The sequence below is a fragment of the Rhizobiaceae bacterium genome, from assembly GCA_023953845.1.
GTDB lineage: Bacteria > Pseudomonadota > Alphaproteobacteria > Rhizobiales > Rhizobiaceae > Arvimicrobium.
In genome coordinates this window covers 3254721-3266823 of sequence record JAMLJC010000001.1, presented here as the reverse complement: position 1 = coordinate 3266823, position 12103 = coordinate 3254721, and the positions used below count along the sequence as shown (strand labels likewise).

Genomic DNA, 12103 nt, shown 5'->3' with positions numbered 1-12103 from the left:
GCGGGGCTCAACCGCCGAAAGCCAGCGCGTCCGGTATCTCGAAACGCTCGGTCTTGCCGATGCGGATCATGTTCAGGTCTGCTTCCCGGACCGCCCTGAAAGGTTGTGCGGAGTCAGACCCTTCCATCCGGCCATCCCGGAAGCGGATGACGCGACGGCCCCCGTCGGGCCATGAAACGGTAACGGCGGCAGTCTGCGCCCCCTCGCGAACCACCGATGCACGGCACATGGCCATGGGCTGGCCGAGATAGCGGGCGCACGGAATCTCGCCGCCGATCTCGCTGGTGCTTCCGGTCGTCGCAGCGACGACATCAGGCGCCTCGACAATGCCCGGCACGGCGTCGGCTTCGTCGGCCGCCGGAGCAAGGCTGACGGTCTCTTCCGCCGGTTCGTCCTCACCTCCGACAAGGCCCAGAAGCGCGTCGGCGATAGACCGGAAAGCCGACTTGTCTTCCAGAGGCTCCTCTTCAGCAGCGGTGTCCGCGGGCACCTCGGACGCAGCAGCGAGCGGAGTATCTCCGGACTCCCGGGACGCGCTTTGTGTCGTCCCCGCCGGTGCAGTCTGTTCCGGAGCGGCGGCCGGAGCCGGCACATTCACCGGCGGAACCTCGTCGATTTGGGCTGCTGACGGTTGCGGCGCCGCAGCGGCCTCTGGCGCCGCAGCCTCTGACTCGATCTTGCTGACGGTCACCTTTTTCGGTTCCAGCACGGTGTACCCCTGCGTCGCGCCGGGACTGGCGGCAACACTGTCATCGCTGCCGGACGCCTGGCCGGCCGGCTTTGCCTCTGCCTCCAGCAGGGGCTGAGCATCGCCCTCGCCTGCCGGCGGAACATCCGACACGGCCGCAGTCTGTGGCGCCTCGGGCTGCGGCAAATCAGTCTCGGCTTTCGCAGGCGCGAGATCGGACCCCTCTCCCGGAACGACCGGCAGCGCGATCAGCGGAGCGACGGCTGGTCCGCCGATAATGTCACGCTTGCTTGTCTCCACTTCCGCGCCTGATGCCCCGGCGGCCTCCGCGCCCGGGACGGCGGCTTCGGGCGGCGGCAGGGGTTCGGAGTAGAAGGACGCTACAACGCCCTTCGCGCGCGCGTCAGCCCGTGCTTTCGCGGGATTTGCCGCAAAAGTCGCATTGCCCGACATGATGGACAATTCATCCACAGACGGCGCCTGTCCTCCCGCGGCGACCTCGGATGCCTTGTCCTCGTAACCGGAGAGATAGCGGGCGGGCGTCCAGCCTTTCGCCGCAGGATCGTTGGCATCCTCGACGCTGCACCACAGATTTCTGCCCGCCGCTCCGCAGCCGACGACCTTTACCAGCGTGCCGTTGGGAATCCGGGCGATCACCATGCCGGTGGGCGAAGCGGCGGCGCGAATATTGAGGAGATCGCCCTTGGATATGCCTATGACGGATGCGAAATCGGTAGCGCCGCCGGCCGTCGCGTCGGCGTCCTGTGCCCCCGCATGTCCCGCCGATCCGATCAGCAGCGCCCCCGCCACGATCGAATAAAGACCTCTGCGCATCAACACGTCCTTGCCGGCAACGATACCCTGCCGCGATACGGTTTCAAGCGGTTAGGGGTTACCAGAATGGCGGTGACGATCAAGCCAAAGCTCGCCTTCTAGCCATCAGCGGAGGCACGCGGCGCCCTGATTGTGGACGATCTGCCTCAGTGGGACAGCGCGAACTCTTTGACGACGCCGCGCAAGCTATCGTGGCGTGGTGTCATGTCTTCACGGTGACAGACATGATGCGACGGCGCAATATCTCGACCGCAACGATCGCGGCGGTTGCGAACACGATCAGCGTGTTGGCGATGACCGCCACCGACGGACTCATCTGCTCGCGAATGCCGCTGAACAGTTCCTGCGGGAGGGTACGCACGCTCGGACTACCAAGGAACAGGACGAGCACGATTTCGTCGAAAGACGTCAGAAAGGCGAAAATCGCGCCCGAGATGATCCCGGGGGTGATTATAGGCAGCATTACGTGGCGAAACGCTCTGTACGGCGGCGCACCGAGACTGGCAGCCGCCATCATCAGGCGGTTGTCGAACACGTCGAGGCTCGAAAGCACGGTGATGACCACGAACGGCGCCGCGATGGTGATGTGGCCCAGAACGATGCTGGTCATCGATCCGCCCAGCCCGATCCCGGCGTGAAAGATGAACATGGCCACGGCGGCTATGACCGCCGGCGTCACGATCGGGACGCTGATGACCGCTATTGCCATGCCTCGCATTTTTGGAGCAAGCCGCCACACGCCGATCGCCGCCAAAGTGCCAAGAACGACGGCCGCGACCATGGTGATAGACGCTATGACCAGGCTGTTGCGCAATGCATTGATCCATATCGGATTGTGGATCACGTCCTCGTACCAGCGCAGGGAATAGCCCGGCGTCGGCAGGACCAGCAACGTGCCGGACGTCAGCGATATCGGGACCAGAACCAGAAGCGGCAGGAGAAGGAACGCAAACACGACCGCAGCCGAGACGCGGACGAAGAGGGTCCAGCCCCGGCCGGAAGCATTGGCTCTCATGTGACCCTCCGGATCATCGGAGCGACGACGCGCTGGCTCAACATCACCAGCACGAGCATTCCGCCCAGCAGCCAGGCGCTGAGCGCGGAGGCAAGCGACCAGTTGATCGACTGGTTGGTGTAGAAGGCTATGAAGGAGCTGATCATCTGATCGTTGGGGCCGCCCACCAGGGCAGGCGTGATGTAGTAGCCGATCGAAAGGATGAACACGATGAAGCCTCCGGCCCACATGCCGGGCACCGTGAGCGGAAAGATCACATGGACGAAAGCCCGGACCGGGGGAGCACCGAGATTGGCAGCCGCCTGAAAATAGGCCTTCGGAATGGCGCGGATCGAATTGGTCAGCGGCAGCACCAGAAACGGCAGCATGACATGAACCATGACGAGGACAACGCCAAAGCGGTTGTAGACCAGCTGGAGCGGCCCGTCGGTGAGACCGATCGACATCAGGAAGCTGTTAACAGGGCCGTTTCCCTGCAGCACGATGATCCACGCGGCCGTACGCGCCAGGATTGAGAGCCAAAACGGCACCAGCACCATCAGCATGAGCCAGCCGGCCGTGCGCGGTGAGGCCATCGCGATGACCCACGCGACCGGATAGCCGACGACGACGCAGATCAGCGTCACGGTCAGGGAAATCGCCAGCGTCCGAAGGAAGATCGGCAGGAACAGCGCTTCGCCGCCTGTCCTGAACTCAAGCCCGCCGTCTTCCCTTTGCACGTCGACGGCCGAGAGCAGAAACGTGACAGTGGCGATCCGGGTTTCGTGCCTTATGAGCGACCAGGTGGCATGGGAGCCCCATTTCGCGTCCGCTTCGATCAGCCCGGCCTTCATTTCAGCCGGCGTCGCCGCGGCGAGTTCACGCGCCGCGGCGGTCGCCTTGCGCACCACCGTGCGCATGCCTGGATCAAGCGCGTTCAGCCGGCGTCCGAGGATTGCCGCAGACTGGGCCGAGGCGTTGAGATCCGTTACGAGCGCCGCATAGACAGCCTCATCCGGCAGGTTCTCCCCGTTCCAGTCGGCGAGCGCCGCCGTCGTGGCCGGGATGGTATCGGTGATTTCGGCGGTGTTGACGCTCCGCAACAGGAACGAGGCGATGGGATAGAAGTAGAAAACAAGCAGAAATGCAAAGAGCGGCGCGGCAAGCATAAGGCTGGCCGCCGTCCTGTTTCTCATCGTCCTGGCTAGAAGCGTCACATCCTGCTCCGGAAAGGCGCGACGGTCGTCACGGGACGACCGTCGCCAGCATTGGGAGGCTGCTGATGGATGTCACTGGGCTGCCCAGGTGTTGAAGCGCTCCGTGAGGCTGTCGAGGTTTTCGACCCAGAACTCGTCATCCACCGGCACGCCGTGCTGAAGCCTGTCCGGAATGAGCGGCAGTTGAGCCTTCACGTCGTCGGAAAGATGATCAAGAGATGCAAGGCTGGTCGAGGAGTAGAAAGTGCGCTTGGTGTACTCGGCCTGCAGTTCCGGATGCTGGTGTATGAACTTGATGTACTCCATCGCCTGCGCGGCATTCGGGCTGCCCTTCACGATCACGAGCTGGTCCGTCACATAGGTGTAGCCTGCGTCCCAGGCGATCTTGAAGTTCTTCTTGTCCGTCGCATTGGTGGTCGCGATGCGGCCATTCCAGGCATAGGTCATGACATACTCGCCGCTGGCCAGCCGGCTCAGGAACTCGGCGCCGGAACTCCACAGCAGAATGTCCTTCTTGACGGAGTCGAGCTTGGCGAAGGCACGGTCGACACCCTCCGGAGTGCGCAGAACCTTGTAGACGTCGCCGGCTGGGACGCCGTCGCCCATGAGCGCCACCTCAAGCGCTCCCTTCGGCGTGTTCCAAAGACCGCGCTTGCCGGGATATTTGGCTGTGTCGAAAAAATCCGCCCAGCTTGCCGGAGGATTGTCCGCAAAGCGGTCGCCGTCATAGGCGAGGATGTTGCCCGCCGTATAGAAACCGTAGCCGCAATCGCTGTGCACGTGTTCGGCATATTTCGACTTGTCGATCTGGCTCCAGTCCAGCTTCTCGAAAAGGCCTTCCTCGCAACCGATGATGGCCTCGGCGGATTCCTGATCGAGCAGGTCCCAGGTGACATTGCCGGACTCGACCATGCTGCGAACCTTGGCCAGCAACGGATTCTGGTCTTCCAGGATCTTCATGCCCGTCGCCTTGGTATAGGGCTCGAAGAAGGCGGCGCGTTGCGCCTCCTGCCCGACTCCGCCCCAGGCGACAATCGTCAGATCCCGCGCCGAAGCCATCCCCGGAACAAGCCCGATGAGGCCGGCAGCGCATGCCAGCATCGCCAGATATCGTCTCATATTCGCCACTCCCTTGTTGAGCCCGGTTCCTTCGAGCAGATGTTTAATTAAATAAACTATAGCTCAAAGATACACAGCCGTCCAGCGCCTGTTTGATTTTTTCTACAATGCCGCGATAGCTTTCGGCAAAACCAGGCAATCCAGGCCAGACCAGTAAAAGGATCTGGCGGAACCCGGGCCGAAATCATCCGGGCGGCTTCTGTTGGATATTTTCACCGTGATCATGGAACCGTTGGGCAGAAAACAGCGCAGCCTGACATGGTCCCCGAGATAGATTCTCTCCGATATCGTGATCTCGAACTTGTTCGGCAACGGCGGGATGGGATGGTTCACGATGGCGCTCTCGGGCCTGAACGCGACGAGAACCTCTTCGCCGACGCCGTGATCCTGCTCGGACACAGCGTTGATGACGAGCCCATCGCAATCGATCTGATATTCGTTGCCTTGCCGCGATCTGACGATGCCGCCCAACTGATTGTTGTCGCCGATAAAGTCGGCCACGAACGCATTCGCCGGACGTTCATAGATGTCGCCGGGCGGCGCGATCTGCTGGATGCGGCCGTTGGCGAAGACAGCCACCCGGTCCGACATGGTCAATGCTTCGGACTGGTCGTGGGTGACATAGACGACAGTTATCCCCAGCCGTTCGTGCAATTGACGGATCTCGAGCTGCATGTGCTCGCGCAACTGCTTGTCCAGCGCGCCGAGCGGCTCGTCCATGAGCACGAGCCGTGGCTCGAAGATGAGCGCCCGGGCCAAGGCGATGCGCTGCTGCTGCCCGCCCGAAAGCTGGCCCGGCCTCCGGCCGGCGACATCCGGCAGGCGCACCACGTCAAGGACATTCCCGACGCGCTTCTCCTGTTCCGCCCTGCCGACGCCGCGCATGCGCAGCGGAAAAGCCAGGTTCTGGGCAACGGTCATATGCGGGAAGAGCGCATAATTCTGGAACACCATGCCGATGTTGCGCTGGTAGGCGGGCACGCCCACGATCGAGCTTCCGTCGATCTCGATAACGCCTTCGTTCGGTTCCTCGAAGCCGGCCAGCATCATCAGCGTCGTCGTCTTGCCCGAACCAGAAGGGCCGAGCAGCGTCAGAAACTCTCCCTGATGGATATCGAGGTTGAGATCGGCCACGACGCGCGTCCTGCCGTCATAGCTCTTGTTGACCCCATGGAACCGGCACAACACCTTTCTGTCCGCAATGCCGCGGTCTTCAGAAAAGGACGCGGCCTTTTGCGCGAGTCCACTCATTTGGGCTCTCCTGCATGCCAGACGGCGCCGGGCCGTGGCGTGTCTATTCTGAAATCGGTTGCGCGCATGGCAAACAGCTTCGCACCGATCGTACGGGCGCGCTCGAGAGGATCGGCCGGATCAAGCGCGATTTCGCCGCGGCGATTGCCGACGGCGTTCATCACCGCCACCAGCGAGCCATGGGTGTAACGGCAAAAATCAGACATCTGCTGGACGATACCCACGCTCATGCCGTGATTGCTCTCCTCGGAAGACATAAGCAGCGCGTATTTCTTGCCGCGCAGCCGCATCAGCACCTCGGCCGAACGCGGATGACGTTGGCTGGTGTAGCAGACGAGCCTGTCAAGAACGCATTTGAACTGTGCGGGCAGCCCATACCAGTAGATCGGGGAGACGATCGCCACGGCATCGGCAGGCAGCATATGCCGCAGCAGGAGTTCACCATACCGATCGGCAATCCCGCATTCGCCGTCCGATCCGCGACAGTCACGGCAGTCACGCAGGAAACCACTGACGTAGTCGTCGATATGCGCTGTAGTTACTTCATGGCCCGCTTCAGCCGCGCCTTCCGCCAGGGCGCCGGCGAGGCGAACCGAATTCCCGTCACGGCGAGGACTGGCGATCAGACTGCAGATCCGTTCGCCCGGCATTGTCCTCAGCCCGCCCTGCCCTTGAGCTCGAGCATGCGCCGCGCGTCGGCCGGCGTGGCGACCTCGCAAGACAGTTCGCCGAGAATGCGAACCGCTTTCTCGACCTGTTCGGCGTTGCTTCTGCAAAGCTCTCCGGCAGAGATGAAAAGGCTGTCTTCCATGCCGACGCGCACGTTTCCGCCCATGACAGCGCCGACGGCCGCTATCCGCATCTGCGCCTTTCCGCCGGCCAGAACGGAAAACCGATACCGGTCGCCGAACAGCCTGTCGGCCGTCGTCTTCAGGTGAACCAGCTCTTCCGGCGAAGCGCCGATACCCCCGAGAATGCCCATGACGAACTGCACGGCGTAGGGGGCATTGATCAACCCCTCGCGCTCGAAGAAGGACAGCGTGTAAAGATGGCCGACATCGTAGCATTCGAACTCGAACCGCGTTCCGAGCGGCTTGAGCAGCCTGATCGTGTCCTCGATGTCCTTGAACGTGCTCTTGAACACGAAGTCGCGGCTTTCCTCGATATAGCGGCGCTCCCATTCATGCGTGAAGTCCCTGTACTTGCGCAGCAGCGTGTGCATGGGAAAGTTCATCGAACCCATGTTCAACGAGCAAATTTCGGGTTTCAACTCGACCGCAGCGGCCAGGCGCTGCTCGACGCTCATATTGTTGCCGCCACCGGTGGTGATATTGACGACGACGTCGCAGGCATCGGCGATGCGATTGACGATCTCGCGATAAAGCTCCGGCGAGGATGCGGGCTCGCCCGTGTCCGGATTGCGCGCATGCAGATGGACGATGGCCGCGCCCGCGCGTGCCGCATCGATCGCCTGATCGGCTATCTCCTTCGGCGTAACCGGCAGATAAGGCGACATGCTGGGCGTGTGGATCGACCCCGTGATGGCCGCGGTGACGATGGTTTTCCTGTTCTCGCTCATTTCCTGTAACGCCCCTAGCGACCGGTCCATACCGGCGCGCGACCTTCCGTGAAGGCCGTCGGCCCTTCGATGAAATCGGACGACGCCATCATTCGCTTGTGAACGGGCAGGTCGAGGCCAGCGAGTCCAGTCAGCGCCTCACGGTCGACCATCACCTCGGTCGCGCGGACGACCTCCTTGGTTGCCTGCACCGAGAGCGGCGCACCCTCGGCGATCTTCTCGGCCAGTGCGATGGCGCGCGGCACGAGATCCCCGCCTTCGACGATGGCGTTGATCATGCCCCAGCGCTCCGCCTCGGCGACCTCGAACCACCGGCCGGTGAGAAGGATCTCCATGGCGATGCGCTTCGGCAGCATGCGCGGCAAGCGCTGCACGCCGCCGGCGTCGGCAATGAAACCGCGCTGGACCTCCGGGAACCAGAAGCGCGTATTGGGCGTGGCAAGGACCAGATCGCAGGCAAGCGCGATCTCCCAGCCGCCTCCCACGGTCAGCCCGTTGAGGGCCGCGATGATCGGCTTGTTGCAGTCGAGCAGTTCGTGCAGGCCGGCAAAGCCGCCGCTGCCATGCTCCTCATTGTCCTTCACGCCGCTGGCGGCTTCGTTCATGTCCCAGCCGCCGCAGAAGAACTTCTCCCCCGCACCGGTCACGATTGCGACGACGAGCCCGTCATCCTCGCGAAAGGTGCGGAAAGCCTCCGTAAGCTGGCCGCTCATGGCGATGTTGATGGCATTCGCCTTTGGGCGATCCAGCGTGATGACGAATATCTTGCCGTGTCGCGCCGTCCTGACAAATGTGCCCACGATTTCCCTCCTATTGCTTGTATGGACGCGTCAGCTCGCGCGCGATCATGTGGCGCTGCATCTCCGACGTTCCGTCCCAGATCCGTTCGACGCGGGCGTCGCGCCAGAACCGCTCAATCGGCATTTCCTGCATCACACCCATGCCGCCGAAGATCTGCACGGCATTGTCGGCGACGCGGCCGAGCATCTCGCTCGCATACATCTTGGCCATGCCGACCACGGCCTCGCTGCCCTCTTCCCGGTCGATCTTCCAGGCGCACTGCAGCATCAGGAGCCTGGCCGCCTCGATCTCGGTCGCCATGTCCGCCAGCTTGAAGCCGATGCCCTGATGCTCGGCGATCGGCTTGCCGAAGGTCTTGCGGCTCGCCGCCCATTGCAGCGACAGATCGAGAATGCGCTCGGCGCGGCCGACGCAATTGGCGGCAATCGCCAGGCGGCTGGCGAACAGCCACTCCTTGGCGACATCGAAACCGCCATGAACCTCGCCAAGCACCTGCCGTTTCGGCAGGCGACAGTCGGTGAAGAACAGTTCGCACTGATGATAGCCGCGATTGCCTACGGCCCGCCCCATGCGCCGCACCTCGAAACCGGGCGTCCCCTTGTCGATCAGGAAAGAGGTGATCAGTTTCCGCGGCCGTGGCCCATCGGTCATGCCGCTCACGGCGAAGACGATGGCGAAGTCGGCGACATCGGCATGGCTGATGAAATGCTTGGAGCCATTCAGGATGAAGTCATCGCCATCGGCCACGGCCTGGGTGGAGATGTTGTTGGCGTCGGAGCCGGCGCCCGGCTCGGTCAGAGCAAAGCAGTCGACACGCTCGCCGCTAACGGTGGGTTTCAGATAGCGCTCGACCTGCTCGCCGGCGCAGGCCTTGAGGATAGGCGCCGGGCGCAGCACGCAGCTTGCCAGCGGCAGGCTGACGCGGCCAAGCTCGCGCTCCAGCAGCGCCAGTTCGACATTGCTCAGGCCGGCGCCGCCGACGTCCTCCGGCATGTTCGCCGCATAGAGACCGGCCTCGCGCGACAAATCCCTGAGCTTGCGCCGAAGATCGTCTGGCACCTCACCGGTGCGTTCGATATTCTCTTCATGTGGCATGAGATGCTCGGCTACGAAACGCCGCGCCGTTTCCGCTATCAGGGCCTGTTGACTGGTAAGCTCGAAATTCACAAAGGCCCTCCAGGCAGCTTGGTGTTTGATTTTTTCTACAATACACACAAGCACAGAGCTGTCTAGAAGAGAATGAACGGCGATGCCGGCCGCCTGCGGATATTTCGCCTTGTGCATCAACGGAAGTTGGGGTTAGTTGAAAACCATCAACAAAACCAAGAGCGGGTCACGGTGAGCGGACCGAAACATGGCAATGAATCTGATGGCGTCGGCGAACGGCTTGCCGCCTTGCGCGCCGCATATGGCTTGTCACAGCGGGAACTGGCGAGGCGCGCCGGCCTGACCAACGGCACGATTTCGCTGATCGAGCAAGGCGCGACGAGTCCTCAGGTGGCGTCTCTCAAGAAAATATTATCCGTTTTCTCTATCAGTATTGCCGACTTCTTTTCGCTCGACATGGAGAACGTTTCGAACGTCTTCTTCACCAAGGAAGATCTGGTCGAAATTGGCGGCAGCGACATTTCTTTTCTTCTGGTCAATGGCAGGGACAAGAACCGCAAGCTCCAGATGGTGTCTGAAAAATACGAACCCGGCGCCGATACCGGCGTTGAAATGTTGCAACACTCAGGCGAAGAGTGCGGCATTGTTCTCAAGGGGTCGCTGGAAGTCACGGTTGGCGTCGAGCGCAAGGTGCTGAAAGCGGGGGAGGCGTATTATTTCAACAGTTCGCTTCCCCACCGGTTTCGAAATGTCGGCGACGATGTCTGCGAGGTCGTCAGCGCGGCAACGCCGCCGTCCTTCTGACGCCGCGGTCAATGGACGTATGACGCGCCGTTGACATCTATCGTCGAACCGGTCGCGTAATCCGCAAGGCCAGAGGCGAGGAAGGCGACGACGTTGGCGATGTCGCCGGGGCGCCCGAATCTGCCTGCCGGAATTTCGGCCAGCCACGAACCCCGACCGCTGACCTCGAAGAATTCGGAAGCCTGATCCGTCTCGATGATGCCCGGCGCGACAACGAATGCCTTGACGTTGTCCGCTCCGTAGTGCCGCGCGACCTGTCTGGTCAGGGAGACAAGTCCGCCCTTTGCCGCGCCGTCATGCGGGCAGGTCGGCGTATCGCCCCGGAAAGCCGGACGACTGGCTATGTTGACGATGGAGCCGCCGCCGCTTTCCCGGAAATGCCGCACCGCGAGGCGCGAAAGATGGGCAGGCGCCAAAAGGTTGACGTCGAGAACCTTCCGCCATGCCGCGTCCCAGGCCTCGTCTTCGGCATCGAGTTCCAGATCGATGCGGATCGAGGCGTTGTTGACCAGGACGTCGACCCTGCCCTTCCATTCCAGCGCTCTTCGCCAGAGACTCCCTATATCCCGCAGCTCTGCCAGTTCGCCCTGAACGGCAAGGCAGCGCTCGACACCGAGTCGGGTTTGAATCTCTTCCGCGGCGCCCGCGCTTCGACCATAATGCAGCACGACATTGGCGCCGGCCGCATGACAGGTCTCCAGTATCGCGCGGCCGATGCCGCGCGAGGCGCCGGTGACCAATATTGTCTTGTCCCGAAGATCGATCATACGCCTAATTCCCCGAACTGCCGGTTACGCTCCAGCGGCCGAGAACTTCGGCCGGAGGCTTGGTCATCTCAAAGCTGCTCCAGCGCGCGCCGAGCACCCGGCCGCCCGCCAGATCGCCAAGTTGCTCATGCTCGATGCGAAAAGAACCGCTGCCCGACCACACCTCACCAATCCGCAAATCCTGCATCGTCGTGCGGCAGAACGTTATGTCCGAGACGCACGGCTCCTCGGGCCTGGGCAGGGTACGCCGCGAATAGAAGACCGGGGTGGCAGGCACAGGCGGCGGTGTGGCATCGGGTCCGTTCCGCTCGACACTCATCTCGATCGAAAAGATCAGGCGGCCATCCTGGCTCGCATGCGCAGCAACGATGTCTCCCCGCCGCCAACCATTCAACGCAGGCCGTCTGGTCATGCCGATGTCGCCAAGCCGCATCGAAAAGCCGTACAGTTCCCGCCCTACGCAAAGCTGCGGTTCGGCATCGGTCCACATGAATGGGTCCCAGTTGCCATCAATGCCGTCGACCGCCGCATTGAAGGCGACCACGGCCTCATGGAACTGCGACCGGCTGGGATTGCGTGCCGCCCATTCCCGGCCAAGACCGCAGTCGGACCGCAGGGCGTGGACCGTGAGGCGGAAGACAGGCGGCCCCGAAAGCGCCAGAGGCCGCGGGAAGTAGCGTGCCAATGCGGCGGCGGCCACCTCCACATAGACGTTCAGCGTCTCGCCCTCGAAGTGCCAGGGCTGGCCGCCAAAAGGATGCGCCAAGTTCACGATATCGAGAAAACACGCCTCGCCATTCATCACAGTCGCCTGTTTCTTTTGTGTTGATTTTTTCAAACATCTATGGGTAATTTTCTTGCGATGGCAAGGGATATTCCCATTTCCAGTGATATTTTCTAAACGGAAGCGAGCGGCACAGCTCACCACTTCCGACGCGAGGA

12 protein-coding genes are annotated in these 12103 nt (G+C 62.3%); 1 reads left to right on the top strand and 11 read right to left on the bottom strand.

The features are described from left to right. Window positions 1-7: 7 nt before the first annotated feature. The 9 genes from M9955_15930 to M9955_15890 all read right to left on the bottom strand — a co-directional run bounded on the left by M9955_15930 (window position 8) and on the right by M9955_15890 (window position 9650). Window positions 8-1522 (bottom strand): SH3 domain-containing protein, encoded by a 1515-nt coding sequence (locus tag M9955_15930; GenBank protein MCO5083131.1) that lies wholly within the window; start codon window positions 1520-1522, stop codon window positions 8-10. A gap of 202 nt (window positions 1523-1724) precedes the next feature. Beyond that, the gene (locus M9955_15925; GenBank protein MCO5083130.1) at window positions 1725-2537 is read right to left on the bottom strand and encodes an ABC transporter permease; all 813 of its coding nucleotides are present in this window, start codon (window positions 2535-2537) and stop codon (window positions 1725-1727) included. Further along, a complete protein-coding gene (locus tag M9955_15920; protein MCO5083129.1) occupies window positions 2534-3712 on the bottom strand; it encodes an ABC transporter permease in 1179 nt (392 codons plus the stop codon). Before M9955_15920 ends, M9955_15925 begins: the two co-directional genes overlap by 4 nt. Window positions 3713-3805: 93 nt before the next feature. Next, a complete protein-coding gene (locus M9955_15915) occupies window positions 3806-4852 on the bottom strand; it encodes an ABC transporter substrate-binding protein (protein MCO5083128.1) in 1047 nt (348 codons plus the stop codon). 102 nt (window positions 4853-4954) lie between these two features. After that, window positions 4955-6103, bottom strand: coding sequence for an ABC transporter ATP-binding protein (locus M9955_15910; protein MCO5083127.1), 1149 nt, complete (start codon window positions 6101-6103; stop codon window positions 4955-4957). Then, window positions 6100-6753, bottom strand: a complete 654-nt coding sequence (locus M9955_15905) for an NAD(P)H-dependent oxidoreductase (GenBank protein ID MCO5083126.1) — start codon at window positions 6751-6753, stop codon at window positions 6100-6102. The genes M9955_15910 and M9955_15905 overlap by 4 nt, the downstream gene beginning before the upstream one ends. Before the next feature lie 5 nt (window positions 6754-6758). After that, window positions 6759-7682: a 3-keto-5-aminohexanoate cleavage protein gene (locus M9955_15900; GenBank protein MCO5083125.1), complete on the bottom strand. Its 924-nt coding sequence runs from the start codon at window positions 7680-7682 to the stop codon at window positions 6759-6761. 14 nt (window positions 7683-7696) lie between these two features. Then, entirely contained in the window at window positions 7697-8482 is a 786-nt protein-coding gene (locus M9955_15895; protein ID MCO5083124.1) for an enoyl-CoA hydratase-related protein, read from the bottom strand. A gap of 10 nt (window positions 8483-8492) precedes the next feature. Further along, window positions 8493-9650: an acyl-CoA dehydrogenase family protein gene (locus M9955_15890; GenBank protein ID MCO5083123.1), complete on the bottom strand. Its 1158-nt coding sequence runs from the start codon at window positions 9648-9650 to the stop codon at window positions 8493-8495. A gap of 72 nt (window positions 9651-9722) precedes the next feature. Here M9955_15890 and M9955_15885 point away from each other — a divergent pair, with 72 nt between their 5' ends. Further along, window positions 9723-10394, top strand: a complete 672-nt coding sequence (locus M9955_15885) for a cupin domain-containing protein (protein ID MCO5083122.1) — start codon at window positions 9723-9725, stop codon at window positions 10392-10394. A gap of 8 nt (window positions 10395-10402) precedes the next feature. Here M9955_15885 and M9955_15880 read toward each other — a convergent pair whose 3' ends face one another. Both M9955_15880 and M9955_15875 read right to left on the bottom strand, forming a co-directional pair. Beyond that, window positions 10403-11161, bottom strand: a complete 759-nt coding sequence (locus tag M9955_15880) for an SDR family oxidoreductase (protein ID MCO5083121.1) — start codon at window positions 11159-11161, stop codon at window positions 10403-10405. Window positions 11162-11165: 4 nt separating this feature from the next. After that, complete coding sequence (locus M9955_15875) at window positions 11166-11963, bottom strand: acetoacetate decarboxylase family protein (protein ID MCO5083120.1); 798 nt, start codon at window positions 11961-11963, stop codon at window positions 11166-11168. Between the last annotated feature and the right edge of the window lie 140 nt (window positions 11964-12103).

What these genes read in the sequence shown, in the direction of transcription:
- M9955_15910 (MCO5083127.1), bottom strand. Translation starts at nt 6,103, where the DNA reads ATGAGTGGACTCGCGCAAAAGGCCGCGTCCTTTTCTGAAGACCGCGGC.
- M9955_15875 (MCO5083120.1), bottom strand. Translation starts at nt 11,963, where the DNA reads ATGAATGGCGAGGCGTGTTTTCTCGATATCGTGAACTTGGCGCATCCT.
- M9955_15900 (MCO5083125.1), bottom strand. Translation starts at nt 7,682, where the DNA reads ATGAGCGAGAACAGGAAAACCATCGTCACCGCGGCCATCACGGGGTCG.
- M9955_15920 (MCO5083129.1), bottom strand. Translation starts at nt 3,712, where the DNA reads ATGAGAAACAGGACGGCGGCCAGCCTTATGCTTGCCGCGCCGCTCTTT.
- M9955_15925 (MCO5083130.1), bottom strand. Translation starts at nt 2,537, where the DNA reads ATGAGAGCCAATGCTTCCGGCCGGGGCTGGACCCTCTTCGTCCGCGTC.
- M9955_15930 (MCO5083131.1), bottom strand. Translation starts at nt 1,522, where the DNA reads ATGCGCAGAGGTCTTTATTCGATCGTGGCGGGGGCGCTGCTGATCGGA.
- M9955_15885 (MCO5083122.1), top strand. Translation starts at nt 9,723, where the DNA reads ATGAACGGCGATGCCGGCCGCCTGCGGATATTTCGCCTTGTGCATCAA.
- M9955_15915 (MCO5083128.1), bottom strand. Translation starts at nt 4,852, where the DNA reads ATGAGACGATATCTGGCGATGCTGGCATGCGCTGCCGGCCTCATCGGG.
- M9955_15905 (MCO5083126.1), bottom strand. Translation starts at nt 6,753, where the DNA reads ATGCCGGGCGAACGGATCTGCAGTCTGATCGCCAGTCCTCGCCGTGAC.
- M9955_15880 (MCO5083121.1), bottom strand. Translation starts at nt 11,161, where the DNA reads ATGATCGATCTTCGGGACAAGACAATATTGGTCACCGGCGCCTCGCGC.